This window comes from Desulfatiferula olefinivorans, from assembly GCF_054657895.1.
Genome location: NZ_BAAHXV010000015.1, coordinates 79,567 through 99,322, shown reverse-complemented (window position 1 = coordinate 99,322; position 19,756 = coordinate 79,567). Strand labels below are relative to the sequence as shown.

At 59.4% G+C, this 19,756-nt stretch carries 17 protein-coding genes; all 17 read left to right on the top strand.

What is annotated here, in order from left to right; all coding sequences use genetic code 11:
• Positions 1 to 606: 606 nt before the first annotated feature.
• The 17 genes from ACYQ11_RS12355 to ACYQ11_RS12275 all read left to right on the top strand — a co-directional run bounded on the left by ACYQ11_RS12355 (position 607) and on the right by ACYQ11_RS12275 (position 19,670).
• Complete coding sequence (locus ACYQ11_RS12355; RefSeq protein ID WP_459924094.1) at positions 607 to 852, top strand: hypothetical protein; 246 nt, start codon at positions 607 to 609, stop codon at positions 850 to 852.
• Positions 853 to 959: 107 nt separating this feature from the next.
• Complete coding sequence (locus ACYQ11_RS12350) at positions 960 to 1,187, top strand: hypothetical protein (protein ID WP_459924093.1); 228 nt, start codon at positions 960 to 962, stop codon at positions 1,185 to 1,187.
• Between the two features lie 614 nt (positions 1,188 to 1,801).
• Positions 1,802 to 2,860 (top strand): type II secretion system protein, encoded by a 1,059-nt coding sequence (locus tag ACYQ11_RS12345; RefSeq protein WP_459924092.1) that lies wholly within the window; start codon positions 1,802 to 1,804, stop codon positions 2,858 to 2,860.
• A gap of 384 nt (positions 2,861 to 3,244) precedes the next feature.
• Positions 3,245 to 5,251: a prepilin-type N-terminal cleavage/methylation domain-containing protein gene (locus ACYQ11_RS12340; RefSeq protein ID WP_459924091.1), complete on the top strand. Its 2,007-nt coding sequence runs from the start codon at positions 3,245 to 3,247 to the stop codon at positions 5,249 to 5,251.
• Positions 5,252 to 5,840: 589 nt separating this feature from the next.
• Positions 5,841 to 7,361 (top strand): hypothetical protein, encoded by a 1,521-nt coding sequence (locus ACYQ11_RS12335; protein WP_459924090.1) that lies wholly within the window; start codon positions 5,841 to 5,843, stop codon positions 7,359 to 7,361.
• Positions 7,358 to 7,897, top strand: coding sequence for a type 4a pilus biogenesis protein PilO (pilO, locus tag ACYQ11_RS12330; RefSeq protein WP_459924089.1), 540 nt, complete (start codon positions 7,358 to 7,360; stop codon positions 7,895 to 7,897). The genes ACYQ11_RS12335 and pilO overlap by 4 nt, the downstream gene beginning before the upstream one ends.
• Before the next feature lie 14 nt (positions 7,898 to 7,911).
• Positions 7,912 to 8,277 carry a hypothetical protein gene (locus ACYQ11_RS12325; RefSeq protein WP_459924088.1) on the top strand — a complete coding sequence of 122 codons (366 nt, stop codon included), beginning with the start codon at positions 7,912 to 7,914 and terminating at the stop codon, positions 8,275 to 8,277.
• Entirely contained in the window at positions 8,274 to 10,103 is a 1,830-nt protein-coding gene (locus ACYQ11_RS12320; protein ID WP_459924087.1) for a type II secretion system protein GspD, read from the top strand. The genes ACYQ11_RS12325 and ACYQ11_RS12320 overlap by 4 nt, the downstream gene beginning before the upstream one ends.
• Positions 10,100 to 11,239, top strand: a complete 1,140-nt coding sequence (locus ACYQ11_RS12315) for a type IV pilus twitching motility protein PilT (protein WP_459924086.1) — start codon at positions 10,100 to 10,102, stop codon at positions 11,237 to 11,239. The genes ACYQ11_RS12320 and ACYQ11_RS12315 overlap by 4 nt, the downstream gene beginning before the upstream one ends.
• On the top strand, positions 11,236 to 12,882 hold the full coding sequence (locus ACYQ11_RS12310) for a GspE/PulE family protein (RefSeq protein WP_459924085.1): 1,647 nt from the start codon (positions 11,236 to 11,238) through the stop codon (positions 12,880 to 12,882). The genes ACYQ11_RS12315 and ACYQ11_RS12310 overlap by 4 nt, the downstream gene beginning before the upstream one ends.
• A 3-nt stretch (positions 12,883 to 12,885) precedes the next feature.
• The gene (locus ACYQ11_RS12305; protein WP_459924084.1) at positions 12,886 to 14,091 is read left to right on the top strand and encodes a type II secretion system F family protein; all 1,206 of its coding nucleotides are present in this window, start codon (positions 12,886 to 12,888) and stop codon (positions 14,089 to 14,091) included.
• A gap of 147 nt (positions 14,092 to 14,238) precedes the next feature.
• Positions 14,239 to 15,156 (top strand): peptidylprolyl isomerase, encoded by a 918-nt coding sequence (locus ACYQ11_RS12300; RefSeq protein ID WP_459924083.1) that lies wholly within the window; start codon positions 14,239 to 14,241, stop codon positions 15,154 to 15,156.
• Positions 15,137 to 15,694 (top strand): hypothetical protein, encoded by a 558-nt coding sequence (locus tag ACYQ11_RS12295; RefSeq protein WP_459924082.1) that lies wholly within the window; start codon positions 15,137 to 15,139, stop codon positions 15,692 to 15,694. Before ACYQ11_RS12300 ends, ACYQ11_RS12295 begins: the two co-directional genes overlap by 20 nt.
• Before the next feature lie 83 nt (positions 15,695 to 15,777).
• Positions 15,778 to 16,158 (top strand): type II secretion system protein GspG, encoded by a 381-nt coding sequence (locus ACYQ11_RS12290; RefSeq protein WP_459924081.1) that lies wholly within the window; start codon positions 15,778 to 15,780, stop codon positions 16,156 to 16,158.
• Between the two features lie 25 nt (positions 16,159 to 16,183).
• Positions 16,184 to 16,729 (top strand): hypothetical protein, encoded by a 546-nt coding sequence (locus tag ACYQ11_RS12285; protein WP_459924080.1) that lies wholly within the window; start codon positions 16,184 to 16,186, stop codon positions 16,727 to 16,729.
• 135 nt (positions 16,730 to 16,864) lie between these two features.
• Complete coding sequence (locus tag ACYQ11_RS12280; protein ID WP_459924079.1) at positions 16,865 to 18,016, top strand: type II secretion system protein; 1,152 nt, start codon at positions 16,865 to 16,867, stop codon at positions 18,014 to 18,016.
• A 445-nt stretch (positions 18,017 to 18,461) separates the two neighbouring features.
• Positions 18,462 to 19,670 carry a 4Fe-4S binding protein gene (locus ACYQ11_RS12275; RefSeq protein ID WP_459924078.1) on the top strand — a complete coding sequence of 403 codons (1,209 nt, stop codon included), beginning with the start codon at positions 18,462 to 18,464 and terminating at the stop codon, positions 19,668 to 19,670.
• Positions 19,671 to 19,756: the final 86 nt, after the last annotated feature.

Genomic DNA, 19,756 nt, shown 5'->3' with positions numbered 1-19,756 from the left:
CGCCTCATTCCTCGGGCTTCGCAAGCCTTGATCTCGAACATTTTACAAAGCCGTCCAAAAATTGACTTTTTACGAGACCATCACGGTTATTGCCTGAAATCCCCTTGGTTACGATTCCTGACGCCGGTGAAGGCGGCTTGCCATCGCGTGTTTCACACGTCCTTCAAGGCGAGAACGCTGTTGAACCGGGCGGCGTCTGTTGACACAGAACACCGGCAAGGCCGGATGACAAGCCCGGTTCGTCCCACCCGGACGGGGTTCCGGATGGACTATGAAACGCTGTTTTACTTTTTTCGGCTCGCTTTCTGAAAACCTTGACGAAAAAAAATGACGGCTCCGTAAAAAGTCCGATATCTGCGTTACGCGTCATCCCTCGTCACTGCGGCGTACCCTAAGTACGCCTCATTCCTCGGGATTCGCAAGCCTTGATCTCGAACATTTTACGAAGCCGTCTGAAATTCGACTTTTTACGAGTGCATCAAAATTGACCCCGGGTTTTTTTCATTTCCGGCTTCTACCGTCAATTTTCCGGCTTCTGCCGTTAGACAAGTCTAATTTTATCGATTATAACAAACTTTCTTTTCGACCTTAGTGAAAGGAGCATCCATGGGAACGATCGATGAGGATCTGAAAAAGCTTGCCGGAGGTGTCCGGCGGATTCACGACGATGTGGATCATCTGGAGATGGATCTCGACACCCTGGCCGACGATGCCGATATCGATCCGGATCAGATTCCGGCGCTTGCGGAGCTGAGGGATCATGTGAACGATCTCGATGACCGGGTCCGCGAGATGCTTCGTCGGTACGGGAGCCGCGAGGACGGAAAGCCGGTCCGGAGGGCCTCGCTGTGAGGACCGGACCTGACAGGGGAAACGCGTGTGCGGGGATGCCCCCGGCACGTTTTCTGTCCGCACCCGACGGTCGGGCGGCGGCAACAACCGACACACCGGAAACGACCATGACAACGACACAACCGAACCGAGACGAGACGCGCACCCTGCCCGGAGACCACGACCCCGTGATGGACAAGCTCTTCGGGCTTTACCGGGACCTCTTTTACCATGACGGGTACGGGACCATCCGGGTCGAGATGCGCTATCTCAAACGGGGGCAGAAGGAGATCCTTCTGATCTGCGGCAAGGAGTATCGCTTCGTCGTGGACGCCCCGGAGCGTCAAACCACGTAACACCCCGTAAACCCACTCCTTCCTTTTTCGTCCCCGCACCCTGCGGGGGCGGAAACGGGGCGGGTCAGGGGATGGGAAAAAATTAATCTGGTTATGCACGTCCCTCACGTTGGAGGTGAACTTTCTATTGTTAAACCACCCGTTCGCGTTGCTCACTGAAGGACACGAAGAGCACGAAGAAGGTTGTAGACACTGTGTTTTCTTCGTGAGCCTTCGTGCTCTTCAGTGAGCGTAGCGAACGGGTGGTCAATAAACGCTTTGCTTTGCTCAGCAACCGTACCGCGAGAATCTGTCAAATATAAGGGTATTGATTAAGCGCTTGAAGGGCCACTTGAGCCAAACGCATAACCAGAAAAAGAAAAATCATGCATCGCAGACCCCGTGGCGGGGTTGTGATCCGAAACCAAGGCAAGACGAGCCGTCGGCAGGCGGGGGATATGCCCCCCGTCCCGGTGCGCCGCTCCCTTCGGACCGCTCCCGCCAGGGTTCGTCCGTTGGGGGTAAACCCGCGTGCCCGCCTGCGGCCTGATCATGAACACCGGGCTTTCCCCGTTGGGGCGGCCCGTAATCAGGTACAGGTTTTTAACCCACAACGTATTTAAAAGGAGAAAAAAATGAAACGCTTCTTCAAACGCCTTTTCGCCCCCCTGCGGAAAAAAGTAAAGGAAAACAAAGGCTTCACCCTTCTCGAAATTCTGGTCGTCCTGACCATCATGGGCTTTTTGATCGCCATGGTGGCTCCCCGTCTGGCCGGCATCTCCGGCGGCGCCGTGGACACGGTGTGCGACAGCAACCAGAGTCGTATGATTCAGATGGTATCCGCCTTCTACGAACGAGCAGGTAAAGCTCCGAACAAGCTGACCAATATCGTTGTTCAGGACGTCACGGCTGGCACCTATGCAATACCGACCGTCAGCGACGGCAATGAGGACAACGGCCCTGAGACCTTGTCTGATGAATTTGCAGAACGCGTCGCCCCGGAAATTCATTACCTTACCGCTGCTGAAGTTGATGACTTGGCCGACATGGGTATCCGCCGGGTTTTCAATCTCAACTCCTATGACAATTCAGGTATTGCCGCGGCTGACCAGGGTACTCCGATGGCTGAAATGCCTCTGGCAGCTGGTATGGGTGTTATGATGTCCGGGATTGGAGCCGCTCTTGGTGCTGATTTCACCGCTCCGGCGGCAGATATTACCAATTACGGTGAGGGCGATTTCCTCGGACGTATTGTTTTCGGCTTTGGTCCCGAAAACAGCATTGTCACATCCGGCTTGGTCGCTAATGCAGCTCATTGCCCGGGTGGAATTCAGAATGCTGACAACGTGACCTACAACGACTACAACATAGTCCTTCCCCGTCTGCAGGGCACAGTTGATCGTAATGCAGCTCCTGCGATTCCCGATGCGGCTACAGGTATTTCCGGCTCACAATATCTTGCCTTTGGTTACACCGAAGATACCGCAAGCGGTACAGCCGCCACGGCTACGGTTGCAGCCAATGGCACTATCACAGGTATTTCAGCCGGTTTCAAGGCCCGTCTTTTCAGCTTTGAAGCCCAGGAAGCGTATGCATACGCCACCATGTGCCCCGAAGGCCATATGTTTCCGGCTGACGACTCAGACTTTTGGGCGGTTGATGTTGACGGTACCCTTGGTATCACCACGCCTTAACCGTATGTCATGACCGCTATAGTGAATGGCGGTATAGAGAAACCATTATCCCGGCGGGGCGCTTGCTTCGCCGGGATTTTTTCAAAAAATAATCTTATTTAAACCAGTTGCCCTGAGACGAGGGTGATGGAGCTTACATTCAACACCACCATAATGTATCCGATGGTGAAATAAATAACTAAAGAACTGACACGTTACACGCAGGAAGTCATGAAAACACAGCGGCCACTCCCCATCACAGGGTTCAATCCCCTTGCACCCCCAACCCATTTGCCCCGCTTTTTAAAAGCGGGCCGCCGGAGGCCCCTGTTTTTCATTTTTTCCATCTCTTTCAACAGCAACCCGTTTTTACCCTTCACCCCTCTCCGTGCCCTCCGTGTCTCCGTGGTGAACTCCAAAAACGGCTTCACCCTCCTCGAGGTCCTGATCGTCCTGTTCATCCTCGGCCTTCTGGCGGCCATGGCGGTCCCGGCCATGGGCATTCTGGACAATCGGGAGCGGGAGAGGATCACGTTGGAGCGCATGGACCTGATCCGGCGGGCCATCCTGGGGCCGCCGGATTGTTTCGACGATGCGGGGCGGCCGGTGATTGGGGGGTATGTGGGTGATATGAAGGCCTGGCCGGAGTTGTGGGAGGCTAAGGCGGAGATCCGGCCGGATTTTGCGGGTATCGGCTGGGAAAATCCCTCGGCCATGACGCCGGGCCTGGGCCAGGGACCCGATTATGCCGTGGACCCCGCGTTCGTATTTTTCCGCCCCTCGGGCACCTTTGAAAACAAACGGTTCCGCTGGAACCGGCCTTACCGGAAGCTGTACGACATGCCCACTCATCAGGACCACATCGGGGGCCTTGAAACGGAAAACGAGGGCCAGCCCCGGGGCCTCTGGACCCGCTACCCCGAAGACCTGCCCTTTGATCTGCCCGGCCATCCCATGCCGGGGGCGGATCTGGGGGAGGGGTGGAAGGGGCCTTACCTGCCGGTCCCCCGGGACATGGTTCTGTCGGATTCCCAGTCCTGGGCCGAATCCGACGGGCAGTACGATATGCTGGAGCCCGTCTTTCACCTTTCCGGGCCCCACGCGAATCATGAAACCTGGGAAGACGGAAACAACGCCCCCCTTGCGGAACTGGGCGAGCATTTCGATGAAAAGGAATCCTTCCGGATGCTTGAAACCGACGGCCGCCTCAGCGACGGCTGGGGCCGGGCCCTGCGGTTTTTTATCACGGCGGACCGGGACGCGCCGGGGCAAACCGTGTTCTGGATTATCTCCGAAGGCCCGGACGCCGAGGGCAGCTACCCGTCCAAGGGCACCTGCACCAGCCACGTCTGGACCGTGGATGCCGCCGACACCATGGGACAAGCCTACGACGCGGATGACGAAAGGAACCGGGACAACCTGGTTATGAAACTCTACTCCCGGGATTTTGCGGCCCTTTTGGGCGAGGAGGAAAAACGGAAGATCCGGGACACCGAACACATTCTGGACACCCTCGTCATGGCCCTGGCCGGAGACAGCCCCGCAGGCGACAACACCGGTTTCACCGGCAATCTGTGCCGCCGGCCCCGTCTTTTTCAATGGGAGGATAACGGAACCCCGGACCCCACGGATGACCACTGGGACGACCGCGACGTCAGTGACGCGGCCTACACCAGGGGTCAGCCGGTGGAACTCTGGACCCGCACCCCGAACAGCGCCGATCCGTCGGATGACGTTTCATCGTCCCTCTGGGGCCTGGGCTTTCGGTACCGCCATCTCCCGGCGCCGTCAGGCACCGGAGGCGGCGCTGTGCTGCGGGATGCCTGGGGCCGGGAGATTCTGTGCTTTTCCCATACGGGAGACGGGGCCTTTTTTATTCTGTCGACGGGTCCGGACGGACGCTATGATTTCGGCGATCCTTCCGACCCGACCTTCGACCTGTCGGCGGTGACGTACGACCCTGCGGCGGCGGACAACGCGGACAATATCGTCCGGATTCTGAACGACGAGGTGATGGGCCCCGGGTTCTTCCGCCTGGACCGGCTGGTGGTGCTGAACGCCGTGGCCGGGGTGACCAGAAGCCGGTTTTTTCGAAGCGACGAGGCACCGGTGGCCGGGGTGGACCTTCTCACGTGCTCGGCACTGATCGACCATGACGGCGATACGGTGGCCGACGACTGGGTGGCGGGGGACGGCAGTCCCTTAAACCCGGCCTTCCGGTACGATGACACCACCGCCGTTTCCGCCAAAGCCGGGGCCCGGTATCTCGTTATCTGGAACGATACGGATGGAAACGACCAGATCGACACCGGGGAATATTATACCCATGTGATTTACACCGTCGGTGTTCGGGCCACGGGCGGGCAGGTCGGGACGTTGACGGTGGATACGGCGGATTTTGAGGCGTATTGACGGGGAATACATATGGGAACGTTGATTTATTAATAAGGATGGGGGCCGGATTGGTGGGCGCAGCCCACCCTACGAAGCGCGCCTTTCCCTGCGCAAACCTGTCGTAGGGCGGGCTGTGCCCGCCGAATGGCCCGACTCCTTATGACATGCGACGCCGCCCGCCATGAAAAAGGCGATACGCTGAGCATAAAAAGACATAACCATTGGCCGGGCGGTCCGGCAATGCAGACGCGGGATAGAAGCAGGGCAATCGAAAGTATGATTTTTAAAACACATAGGCCCCTTCCTGCGGGACGGAGTCATGCCGTTCACGTTCACGAGCACGAGCACGTTCACGATGGTGGTCGAACATGTCTCGGCCTACCGTACTCGTGCTCGTGAACGTGAACATGCACGTGAACGAATGCTACATGCAGCTGCCCTGGTCCCACCACCCCGTCCGATTGCGGGGGGTCGTTTACTAATAAGGAAATAACCATTGGCCGGGTGGCCCGGCAATGCAGACAAGGGATGGACGATATTCTCCTCTCCGGTTTGGGTTGCCCGGCAATGAATCATGGCCTTGAAACCGGAGATTGTTTTTTAAGAAATGGTAAAGACCATGTGGGCGGGACTCAAACAAACACTGCTGGCCGTGGAGGTGTCCGGAGACATCATCCGGGCGGCCCTCGTGGAAAAACGGGGTCGGCGTTTTGACGTCATCGACGTGGCGGCCATGTCCCGGCCCGATCCCCGGGATGACCTGCCGTCGGTGGATGCGGTCAAGGCCCTGGCCGAGCGTCTCCAGCACACCATGGGAAAGGTGGTCTTCGTCACCCCCATGGCCCGGACCTTCGACCTTGTCATGGACCGGGACAAGGTCAAGGACCTGTCCGCCGCCCAGCTGAAAGAAGCGGTCAAATGGGAGGTGGAACCCTACACCGGCATCACCGGCACCAACGCGCTCATCGGGGTGGAGCCGGTGAAGACGGCAAAAACCTCCCACGATGAACTGAATGTTCTCGACGAGGACATTCCGGTGTCCGTGAGCGTGTCCGCCATGGAACGCAACGTGTACCGGGCGCTCAAGGCCCGGTTCAAGGTGGCGGGGTTCCGTCTTGTCCGAGTGTATCCGCCGGACGTGACCTTCTTCATGGTGCCTGCCGTTGACGGAACGGATTCTCCCCGGGCCGTGCTCGAAATCGGCGAGGATTATTCGAACTTCGCCCTTCTGGACGGCCGGGTTCCCAAGCAGATCAGCACCCTGTCGTTGAGCCGGGAGTCCATTGCCGCCCATGTGCACGGCGAGATGGCGAGCGTGGAGCTGGAAGAATCCCTGCGGTTCATGGCCCGTCAGATTCCCGGGCCCGAGCCCCTCATCGTCACCGGCGTGGGGGCCGGGGACAAAGACGTGGTCGATTTCGTGGCCTCGTTCTGTCCGGGCGGGGCCGTCCCCCTTGTCCTTGCGCGGAAGGCCCAGTTGACAGGAGACCGGGACAACCCCTCGAACGCGGCCTATGCCGGGACCGCCGGGGCGGCCGTCCGGGAACTACTGGGACGGCGCGAACGGTCCCTGGGCATCGACGACCGGGAAGACCCCGTCCAGAAACTCAAGAAAAGCGCCTACATCATCCCCCTGGCCACCTCCCTTTTCATGGCAGTTCTGCTTTTTGTCCATTACGGCTACATGAAGCACAAGGAGGATGTGTACGAAACGCAGATCAAGACCCTGAAGGCCCAGCTTTCCGAGCGCAAGGCCGCCGTGGCCGAATACCAGGCCCTGCTCAGGGAGGACCGCGAGCTTGAAGAACAAATCGAGTTTATGGAGCGGAAACTGGCCTTTGTCCGGGGCAAGGCCGACGACGATGTCAGCGACCTGATCGACAGCCTGGACGGCATGGCCGACGCCGTGACCCGCCAGGTGATGCTGGCGGGCATTGTCCAGAACTCGCCCACCGAATTTACGGTCACCGGCTCGACCTTCGACCTGTCGGGGATCAGCGGGTATACGGCGGAACTCCAGAAACGTCCCTGGTGTGTGGCCGCCGAACTGGTCAGCCTCAAGGCCGCCGACGGCGGGCGGCACAGCTTCGAACTGAAGGTCACCACCGGGAAAAAAGAGGGCGCATGAGAAAACTGTCACAATTCGAAAAACTGGGCCTGGTGGCGGCGGTGATCGTGGCCTGCACCTATTTCTACATGAAGCGGGTCTACGAACCCCAGGAAAAGGTGCTGAAAAAGACCGTGGCCACTCTGAACGGGGTGATCAAGGAATTCAACGCCCTTGCCGAGGTGCCGCCGGTCCATGCCGTGAAGGCCCGGATCAAGAAAAGGAAGGAAGAACTTGCGGAACGGGAGCAGAGCCTTGAAGGGATGACGGTCCAGACCGGGGCCCAGCGGGAGGTGACCGAACTTCTGGGCCAGATCGTGGACCTGATCCGTGCGCGCAACCTGACGGTGAAGGCCCTCGCACCCGCCAGGGAAAAGCTTAAGGAACCGCTGTACGAATGGAACGTTTTTTCCGTGGACATGGAAGGAGATTTCGGAAAATTCACCGATCTTCTGGCCCGGCTCCGGAATCTGAATGATCCGGTGAAGATTGACAAGGTGGCGATCGGACGGGGCGAGGGCCGCGATCTTTCGATCCGTTTTAACGTGATGATATGACCAGGGATAAGACCATGAAACGAACCAGAATGACGGCAGGCCTTTTAATGCTTCTCGTCTTTTCGATGACGGGGGCGGGGGGCGGCCTGGCCGATACCGGACGGAACCCCTTTGAGGAGCCCTCCAAACGGGAAAGCCTCTACAATTATTCCAGCGCATTTCGGAATCTGTCCCTTTCGGGCATCCTTCGCTTCGAGGAGACGGACCGGTGCATTGTCAGGGTGGCCACCACGGGACGGCTTTCCGTCCTGGGGACAGGCGACGAGGTGAGGGTGCGGCTGGGCGGGCTGACCCACACCTTCAGTGTCACGGACATCCGGGAGAAAACCGTGACCTTCACGGATAAAAACCAGCGCAGGTACGAGGTGGAGATACCATGAAATGCATGAATTTTTTGTGGATTCCGGTGATCGCCCTGTGTGTGGGCACAGCCGGATGCGTGACGGGAAAAGCCAAGGACATTCCGTCCATGAGAGATGCGTTCAAGACCCGGGCCGAACAATCCGGCGTTGCCGGGCCGGAAACCGACGCAGGCACCATGGATCCCGAACGGCCCATTGTCCGGATCATCACGGGTCAGGTGATCGAGAGCCCGGAGGAGGCGGCCCGGCTTCTGGAACAGACGGGTGAACGCTCCCCGGCCGGACCCATGACCCGGCTGAGGTCCGTGATTCTGCGCAAGGTGCCGGTCCGTGTGATCGCCGAGCTTCTGACCGACCTGTCCGGCGTGAACGTGGTGGCCACCCGCGGCGTTTCGGACCGGCCGGTGTCCCTGTATCTGAAGGACCTCTCCGTGGGTGAAGCCCTGGATGCCCTCTGCCGCCTCAACGACATCTGGTACCGTCAGGACCGGGGGGTAATGACCCTGATGAGCCGGGAGGAGTTTGTCAGCGACACGGAAAACCGCCAGAGCGACCAGACCCGGGCCTTTTTCATCCGATACACCAACGCGGCGGACATGGCCAAGGTGATTCAGAGCGCCATGGGGGACCAGGTGCATCTGGCCGTCATCGACGATGAAAAGATTTACGGCCACATCGACCCCGAGGAAAAGGCCGAAGTGGGCGGGTCATCGGACGAGGATCTGGCCCTGAAAGGAAAGGCCGCCCTCGACGGGTCCATCGCCTCCGGCAACCCCCTTCTTTCGGTTCAGCCCTTGTCCGCAGCAGCCGCGCCAGCCGGTGACACGGAGCGGGACAAGCCCCTTCTGGCCATCCTGACGGTGTTCAAACGAAACAACTGCATTCTGGCCCGGTCCCTGGACGTCCGGTTGCTCGATGAGATGGAAAAGATCGTCGAAACCCTGGACACCCCCACCAGCCAGGTGCTTCTGGAGATCAAGATCCTCCAGCTGACCCTGGATGACGGGTTCGAGAGTTTTTTTGAATTTTCGAATACCGACACCGGCGGTTCGGGCTGGTTCGGTGCCTACCAGTCGACCATCGGCATGGGCGGCAGCAGCGTCATGGGGGCGAACACCCTGTCCATGGTCCTCAACAGCGATCACCTGAACGCGAGGATCCGGTACTTCAAAACCGAAGGGAGGGCCGAGACCGTGTCCACGCCCTTTCTGATGGCGGCCAACAACAGCAAGGTGGAGTTCTTCGTGGGCGAGGAAACCCCCCTGCGGGACGACGTGACCACCTCCACCGTGTCCTTGGGTGAAAACAACGTGGTCACCACCTTCGAGGTCGAGATCGTGCGGGAGGAACTGGGCACCGACGTCGAAATGACCACCTTCATCAACGAGGACGGCACCGTGACCCTGGAATTCGAGGCGAAAATCGACAGCGCCATCCTCAATTACAGCACGGTGGGCGTGGTCAACGACCGGACCGGCGACGTTGTCCAGTTTCCCCTGGACGGCACCAGCAAGAGCGAGATCAAATCCATCCTCACGGCGGCCTCGGGCCAGTCCATCGCCATCGGCGGCATCATCAAGGAGACCCTCGATCTCACCGACAACAAGGTGCCCATCCTGGCCGACATCCCCCTTCTGGGATTTTTCTTCAAGGAGACCAAGAAGACCCGGAAGAAAACCGAAACCGTCATCGTGCTCACGCCCCATGTGATCGACCATCCGGCCCGGGGCGGACGGGTCACCGATGATTTCCTGGGGCGCAAGAGCTCCCACCAGACCATCACCCGAAACCGGGAAAACATCCTCGCGCCGTTGGACGCAGCCAGAGGGGAGGGCGGAACATGATGATCGAAGACGAGGCGACGTTTGAAACCCGTCGGCCGAACGACATGACGGACCTGTTCCGGGAAACTCTGAAGCGCAAGGCCTCGGACCTTCACCTGACCGCGGGCATGCCTCCGGTGTTCCGGATCAAGGGCGAGCTTTCCCCCATGGCCTGCCCGCCCTGCGCGCCGGAAGAGATCGAGACGCTGATCGGAAGCGTACTTACGACCCGCCACCGGGAGGTGCTTGCCCGGAACAAGAGCGTGGACTGTGCCGTGAGCGTGCCCGGTGTGGGTCGCTTCCGTATTGCGGCCTATTATCAGCGTGGCGCCCTGTCCGTGGCGGTCCGTCTGCTCCACAACGGCATCCCCACCTTCGAGAGCCTGGGCCTGCCCCCGAGTATCGCTCAACTGGCAAAGCTCCGGGACGGCCTGATCCTGATCACCGGGGTCACCGGTTCGGGCAAGAGTACCACGCTTGCGACCATTCTCGATGACATCAACGCCACCAGCCGTAGGAATATCATCACCATCGAGGACCCCATCGAGTACGTGCATCAGAATAATCTGTCCATCATCAACCAGCGGGAGCTTCACACCGACGTGCCCAGCTTCGCCGACGCCCTGCGGGATTCGTTGCGCGCCGATCCCGACGTGATCCTCGTGGGGGAAATGCGGGATCTTGAAACCATGCGCACGGCCATCGCCGCCGCCGAAACCGGCCACCTGGTTTTTTCCACCCTTCACTCCCGGGATACCATGTCCACCATCAACCGCCTGGTGGGGGCCTTTCCCGCCGGGGAGCAGGCCCAGATCCGCCAGCAGCTTTCCTCCACCTTGAAGGCGGTGGTATCCCAGCGCCTTCTGCCCACCGCCTCGGGCACGGGCCGGGTTCCGGCGGTGGAAATCATGCTCAGCACACCTGGCATCGCCAACCTGATCCGTCACGGCAAGGACGACATGATCTATTCGGCCGTGGAAACCGGGGTCCGCCAGGGCATGCAGACCATGGAACAGTGCCTGATCCGCCTGATCGAGGAAGGAAAGATCGGCCTGTCCACGGGCCTTGCCGCCGCCCGAAGCGAGGACGCCCTGAAAAAACGCCTGTACACCCGGGGCATCCGGGACACGGATATGGACACGGGGAGGGCGATGTGATTCCCCTTGACCGTTTCGGAGAGTTTCTGGTGAAAAAGGGGGCCATCACCCGGGAGGCCCTGTCCGGCCTGCTGTCGACCCAGCGCATGGTGCGGGAAAAGATCGGCACCATCGCCATGCGGGAAGGGCTGATCGGCGAGGAGGATCTGACCCGGTACCTGTCCGAGTATCTGGGCATTCCCCTGTTCCGGGAATCGGTGGAGACCATCGGCAAAGACGTGATCCGGATGATTCCCGCCAAGATGTGCCTCAAGGCCGATGTGCTTCCCGTGGGCATCGGCGCCCAGGGGGAACTTCTGCTGGCATGCAGCGGCCCCCTGCCCAAGACCATGCTCCAGACCCTGTCCCGGCTGTGCAAGCGTCAGGTGCGCCTGACCCTCACCTCGGCCCGGCAGCTCAAGAACCTCCAGAACCTGTTTTTCAGCCGTCAGTTCGATACCACCATCACGATCCGGCCCGCCGCCGAGGTGGAGGACAGTGCCTTTGTCATCGAGCTGTTCGAGAAAATCATGATCCGGGCCATCACCTCCGGGGTGTCGGACATCCATGTGGAACCGGAAAAGGACGAACTCTCGATCCGCTTCCGCCTGGACGGCATGATGCACAGAACCGAGCGGCTGCCCGCGGACCTGGCCGCCAAGGTGGTGGCGCGCATCAAGATCCTGGCGGGCCTGGACATCGCCGAGAGGCGCAAACCCCAGGACGGGTCCTTTTATTTCATGCCCCAGAGCCTGGATGTGTCGATCAACGGGGCAAACGTCCGGGTCAGCACCCTTCCCGTGGTCAACGGGGAAAAGGCGGTACTTCGGCTTCTGCCGCCCCACGACGAGCGGATTGACCTCGACACCCTGGGCATGGGCACGGACATGCTCGAGGGGTTCAAGTCACACCTCTCGATGCCCCACGGGATCATCCTGGTCACCGGGCCCACCGGGTCGGGCAAGTCCACCACCCTCTACGGTGCCCTCCAGATGCTCCGCGACGAGACCACCAACATCACCACCATCGAGGACCCGGTGGAACTGACCGTGCGGGGCGTCAACCAGACCCAGGTGGACAGCGGAGAGAAAATCTCCTTTGCCGGGGCCCTGCGGGCCATTCTCCGCCAGGACCCGGACATCATCATGGTGGGGGAAATCCGTGATGCGGAAACCCTGACCATTTCCCTTCGGGCCGCCATCACCGGGCACCTGGTGCTGACCACCCTTCATACCAACGACGCGCCCAGCGCCTTCAACCGCATGGCGGACATGGGGGCCGAACCCTTTCTCGTGGGGGCCTCGGTCCGGGCGGTGCTGGCCCAGCGTCTGGCCCGCATGGTCTGCCCCCACTGCGCCCGGACGGTGATGATCACGCCGGAGGAGATGGCCATTCTGCGGATCAAGGGCGATCCCTTTCCCATCAAACGCGGAGACGGCTGCGAACACTGCCGGAAAGGTTACCGGGGCCGCCTGGGGATTTTCGAACTTCTGGAGGTCGATGAAACGGTCCGGGGCATGATCGTTCGTCGTGAGCGGACGGAAACCATAAGGGACTATGCCCTCGAGCATCTTTCGTTCATCACCCTCCGCCGGGACGGCATCCTCAAGATGAGACAGGGCCTGACCACCCCCGAGGAAATCATCCGGGTCACCATGGAGTAGACGATGGCTGTTTTTCGATATAGCGCCGTGAATTCAAGCGGCGGAAAAGTCAGGGGAAAGACCGAGGCCTACGACGAAAACGCGGCCGTGGATCGTCTGAGGCGGACGGGGCTCACCGTCATCGACATCAAACGGGTCGAAGGCGGTGCGGGGGGGACGTCGATGCTTCATCGCCTGGGCTTTGTGAGAACCGCCGATGTGGTCTTGTTCTTCCGGATGTTCGCGGCCCTCATCGGGTCCCACATTCCGATTTCCGAGGCCATGGGCATTCTTCACGAGCAGTTCGAGTCCCGGAAGTTCAAGTGGGTGCTCGGTGAAATCAAAGCCTCCATCGAGGGCGGCGACCCCCTGTCCACGGCCATGGCTGCCCATCCCACGGTGTTCGACGATCTTCTGACCGGTATGATCCGGTCGGCGGAGCTGGGGGGCATGCTCGACGTGGTGCTCGAGCGCATCGCCGTCATGCTGGAAAATCGGGCGGCCCTCAAGCGGAAGCTGATCATCAGCATGATCTATCCCGGCGTGGTCGTGGTGGTGTCCCTGGGCGTGGTGATCTTTCTGGTGACCTTCGTGATCCCCAAGTTCTCGACGCTGATGGGCGGTCGGAAACTGCCCGCCAACACCCAGTTTCTGCTGGATACGTCGGATTTTATCGTCACCCACGGCCTGGCCCTGGGTATCGGGGCGGGCGGCCTTGCGGCTCTGCTGGTCCTTTGCCTGACCGTTCCCGAACTTCGGTTCTGGGTGGACCGTTACCGGATGCACATTCCCGTGATCGGGCCGGTGTTTCGCTTTGGTGTGGTGGTGCAGTTCGCCGAAAGCCTGGCCTCCCTCCTCAAAAGCGGCATCACCCTGGTCGACGCCCTGAGGGCCGGCGGCGATACGGTCAGCAACCTGGCCGTGAGGCGACATCTGGTCATGGTCAACGACAAGGTCCAGGCCGGGGAACCCTTGAGCGCGGTACTCGAAAATGACCCGTTCTTTCCGGTGATGGTGAGAAGCATGGTCAAAGTGGGCGAGCATTCGGGCCTGATGGACGAGGCCTTCGACACCGTGGCCCGCATCTTCGACAAACTCCTGGCCGACAAGATCGCCCGGATGAGCGCCATGCTCGAACCCGCGTTGATCATCGTGCTGGGCGGCGTGGTGGGCTACGTGGCCTGGGGCCTGGTGGCCGGGATGCTGGCCATGTATACGGCCGGATCGTGACGGGGATTGAAGGGCCTCGGGATTTTTGCCTCCGGCGGCCCTCCGGGGGCCAGGGTTTTGAAAACCCTGGACAAACAGATTGTGAGCGGTATGGCCGTCCATTACCGGCGACGGTTTATGACACAAAGAAAATAGGAGGAACATGACATGACAAAAAGAAAAACAGGGGCCTTTCTGGTGGGCCTTGTGCTGACGGGGTTCGTGTTGGGGTGCGGAATGTCGGATTCCGGCGGGTCCGTGGTGGCACGGTACAAGGGCGGGGTGCTGACGGCGGAGGACCTTGCCGCCCATCGGGAGATTCTGGAAAAACAGAAACAGTTCAGGGACAAACCTGAGCAGCTGACCCCTGAATTCGTGTTCGATCACGCCGTGAACATGGAAATGATCATCGCCAAGGGGCTCAAGGAAAACCTGCACCTCGACCCCCGGATCAGGGCCGAGCTTCATCGTCAGATGTCCGAGCTGTTTCTTAAGGTGATGCAGGACCGGCTGGTGGAAAAAATCGACCGGGACAGCCTGACCGACGAGATGGTCCGGGCTCACTACGACGAGCACATCGAGGCCTACACTACCCCGGAGACCTACGGCATCCGGCTGATCGCCCATGACGACCCGGCCTTTCTCGCGGATCTGAAGGCAAAGATCGAAGAAGGTGATGTGGCGTTCGACGACGCGGCCAGGACCCATTCCAGCGACGAGAAAACCCGGAGCAGGGGCGGTGATGCAGGGACAAGAGCGTTGTCGTCCTACCGTCCCGCCTGGCGGCCCGTCATCGAGGCCCTGTCCGTGGATGGCCTGTCCGACCCCTTTGCCTACGAGGATCGCTATTACCTGATTCAGCTCACCCGCAAGACCGAAAAACAGGTGCAATCCTTCGATGAGAAAAAGGAATACATCCGAAACGATCTTCTCTACGCCCGGTACCGGGAGGCCTGGCAGACCTGCTACGATGGGCTCAGGAAGGAATTCAGGCTGATGGTCGATGACCATGAACTCGGGCATTTCACCGACGGAAAATGCGCGGCTGACCACAAGGAGGAACACCATGACGACCCTCAGGCCTAACGCCTTTGTTTCATCCATGCTGTGCCTGCTTGTTCTGATTGCCTGCCTGCCGACGTCCGCCCTGGCCCACAGCACCAAGGGTCGGGTCAAGGTGCCCCTTTCTCTGGACCGGCCCGGAGTGGACGATGTGGCCTTTTACGTGGAATCCTGCGTCCACCGGACCCTTTATGACGACGGCACCGCCGGGACGAAAAACCGCTACGTGGTCGATCGTTTCCTTGGGGTGGACCAGGCCGGGGACCGGCTGACGGTGACCTTTGCGGTGCTGGACAAGAAAACCAACGGCACCGTTGACGGCGACCTCACCCTGTTGCGCGGCGAGGACGGGATCTGGCGTCATCGGCTGAAAGGCCGGGTCCTTCCCGTCGAGGTCCATACCTACGTGACCGCCGGAACCTATTACTGGAACGCCTACGGCAACGTGATCACCCTGATTCTCGGGGTGTCGGGCGTGGGCCTGGCGGCTCTTCTGGTCTATCGGAAATTCAGAGGGCTTCACCTTTCCAGGGCTGCCGAGGAATCGGTGGACGTGTGTTGAATGATACGGATCGGGCCTTAGTGGTGGGCACAGCCCACCAAATGCCCAGATTCCTTGTTTGAGTCGCGTGAAAGGATCACACCATGATCGACATCATACGCCGCCTGATCGTCTCGGGTCTCGCCCTGGGGGTCATTGCGGGCAACGCGGATCAGATCACCGAATTTTTTGACGACACCGTTTTGCAGGCACGCCTGCTGGCCACGGCGGCGGATCTGAGAAGCATCGGCCTGATGCTGGATCACCATTTCCTGAAGCGGGGGCGGTATCCCCGTGACGCGGATTTCCTGGCCTGGATGGCGAGGACCTTCAAGGAAAATCCGGTCCACACCCTGGGCCTCGATCACTGGGAAAGGCCCCTGATCTACGAAAACCGATTGTCGGGCAAGGGCTTCGTTCTGAAAAGCACCGGCCCGGACGGTCTTGCGGACACGTCGGACGACATGATCATTACCGGCCCGTAAACGGCGCCGGAAAAAGGAGAACACCATGGACATCTCTGTATCGGAAACCCGCGTTTCGAAGGTGGACGCCGCAACGCCGGAACGTATAAAACGTCGGCGTTATCTGGTGGACAAGCCCCTTCAATTGACTGTTGCCGCCAACATGCTTCTGATCATCGGTCTGTGTACGCTGGTCACGGCCATGGGAACGGCCTCGTTTTTTCTTTACGTCCTCACCGATCAGCTGGTCTGGAGCCTGGACCGGATTTATCTGGTCCGTGTGGGCATCATCCTTGTGTTCATGGCCGCCGGGGTCGTTGTCTGGACCGTTTTGAGGGTCCACAGCATAACCGGCCCAATTTACAAGACGCGGATGATTCTGAGAGACGCGGCCATGGGCCGTTTTCCGGCAAGGCCGGTCCGGTTCCGCAAAGGCGATGCGTTCATCGGTCTGGCCCGTGATCTCAATCTCTGTCTTGAGGTGATGCAGGCCGACCGTGAGGCTCTGGACCGGCAAGGGAAAAACGAGGGCGGGCCTCCCCCCGTCAGGACGAACGCATGCAGCGGAGGCCGGAAAGAAAAGAGGGCCTGAAACCTTTGGGGTGTTGTGTCAACCACCCGTTCGCTGGGCTCACTTAGGAATACGACGAGTATGAAGAAAAACAGTTTTTTATATAAACCGTCCGGAGTGAAATTCTGCGGACCGACAAAAAAGGGGAAACAGACGATGAAGAAAAAAGAACAACAATTCGCAGTTGGGGAAACGGCCCCCGGTGGGGCGAAAGGCTTCACCCTTCTTGAAATCCTTGTGGTTTTAACCATCATGGGATTTCTGATCGCCATGGTGGCGCCCCGGCTGGCCGGGGTGTCCTACGAGGCGTCGGAAACCGTGTGCGATTCGAACAAGAACCGGGCCAAAACCTTTGTATCGGCCTTTTACGAAAAATTCGGGCGCTATCCCAACGGCCTGACCAACCTGGTGATGACCGACGGCGCATCCCTTGCCGATGCCAATGCGGCTGCTGTCGGCTATCAGATTCCCTATTGCTCGGACGATGACCCGGACAACGGCCCGGAGGTGATTCATTCCAGTCACAACAAATCCTATAAATTCATGATTCATCGCTTGAACGCGGCAGAGGCGGCCGAATTGAAGGGCCTGGGCATCACCACCGTTTACAATCTCAACGATTACGCCGATAACGCGCAGGATCTGGGCGGGCTCGCCGCCGCAGGCCGGAGCGCCGCAAACACGGACGGTGACCGGGTGACCAACTGGGTCGGCATCACGGCCATCACCGTCAAACGTCCCCGGCTGGAACCCTGTCCCATCGAGGCCGGCGTGGGCGTGGCCATGGGCGGCGCGGGCATCGACCGGGCCGGAACGACCCTTCGCTATGTCCAGGTGGAACGGGGCTGGGCCGAGCCGGATTTGTTCGGCCGGATTATCTTCGGCCTGGGGCCCGAATCGGAACTGGTCAGCTCGGGCATCGTGTCCAACGCGGCCCATTCGCCGGGCTCGATCCAGAACAACGACAACTTCAGCTGGGGCGGGTATTTCCTGATTCTTCCCCGGCTGGCGGCGACGGCGGCGCGGTTTGCGGAAACGGGTCTGACCTACACGGCGTTGTGGGGTTCAGGCAACCTCAACTACGCCCGGCTGTCGGCGGACAATCTGGCGGCCCTGGCCTGGCACAAGGATAATGCGCCTGGGACAAATTACGATATGAATGCCAATAATGATCACTACCGGCACCGCACCAATCTCAAACTGGGCGACGCAATGGAACCCTGGGATTTCGACACCACGCGTCAGCGGTTCGACGATGTCTGGGGCATCGATCTGATGAACTCCAACAACGTGCTCAACGGCGGTTAGGCCGAGACGGGGCGGGAACGGGTGGGCCGTTCCCGCCTGCGTGTCGGCGGTGTTTACAGATTACGGTTATACACTTGACTCCATCGGCTCTTCAATCGCTTGGTGAATGCCATTAGCTTAAAAAAATCTCGTTGTCCAGTTGATGGCCACGCTTTGCTTTGTCCATTATGGTTTTAAATGAATGACATTGGGCTCACTCTGGATTTGATTTTGTCGAAGTGTCGATAAGGCGACAGGCTTTTCCTTGGGGAAAACAACACGTTTATTGACCACCCGTTCGCTTCGCTCACTGAAGAACTCGAAGGGGCACGAAGAAAAACACACTATTTACGCTCTGCTTCGTGCTCTTCGTGGCCTTCAGTGAGCAACGCGAACGGGTGGTTTAACAATAGGGCAAGGGGGCTAACCATATGTTTTTTGACCTGCTTCAACGGCACGAGAGGACATGATGAAAACACACACAGACAGTTGGTATGCGTCACTTTCAACACGTCAGAAAATCTGGCTGGCCGGCACCGTTTTGTTGATGGCGACGCTGGTCGCGGTCGGAATCGTCGTCGACCGGTCGTCCCGGTCAACAGTCATGGAGGCCCTTAGCGTCGACATGACGATCAGGGAGCTTGCCTCCCGGCTGGGCATGACCGGTCAGGGCCTGGCCCGGGATCTGGATCTTTCCCTTGCCGCTCCCAAAAACAGGCCCCTTGCAGAGCTTGGCGTCACCCAGGCTGATTTCGATCATGCCCGGGACCATATTCTGTCCCACACCGAGCGGCACCTGAAATATTTCGTGTTCGCGGCCCTGGTGCTTTTCGGGCTGGTTTTTCTTGCGGTACTCGGACGGCCCGAGGGCAGCCCTGTGAAGGACCGGGCGTCCTGGTACCCGAGGGCGCCGTACATCCTCTGCCTTCTTTTCGCCGTTCTTGGGGCGGGGTTCGCTCTGGGCAAGTCCCCCAATCCCATGGAGGGGGCAGTCAAGGTGTTCAAGTCCATGGTGGGCCTGTATCCCGATCCCTGGGTCAAGGCGGCGGCCCTTTTGTTTTTCCTGATCCTCGCCCTTGTCGGCAACAAACTGATCTGCGGCTGGGCCTGCCCCTTCGGAGCCCTTCAGGAGCTGATCTACAGCCTGCCTTTTTTCAAAAACATCAAAGCCCGGAAAATATCCTTTGTCCTGACCAACACCGTCCGGGCGTTTCTGTTCATCCTGATGTTGTTGGTTCTGTTCGGAATCCTGGGCGGGAAAAAAGGCTTCGTGCTGTATCACACCATCAACCCCTTCAACCTGTTCGAACCGGAATTCGAAAGCGCCGGGGTCATCGGTATCCTGATCCTGTCCCTTTTGGGGTCGCTGCTTGTTTACCGTCCTTTCTGCCTGTTTATCTGCCCCTTCGGTCTGTTGTCCTGGCTGGTGGAACGGTTCAGTCTCTATCGGATCACCATCGACCGATCGGCCTGCACCCGCTGCGGCGCCTGCGCCCGGGCCTGCCCCCTTTCCGCCGCCAAAGATCGGGTGAACGAATCCTTCATCCAGGCCGACTGCTTCAGTTGCGGCAGATGCCTGAACGCCTGCCCTCACGATGCGATAAACTACGAAAAAAAAAGATTGACAAACCGAGGGACGGAAGGGTATATGCCTCAAAGAAATAGACGCCTCTAACAAATAAAGATTAATCTTATTGAATTAAGGTTCTATTACAAAATGAAAGAAAGCAGGAATTGTATGGGTGTCCTGCCATTATATGA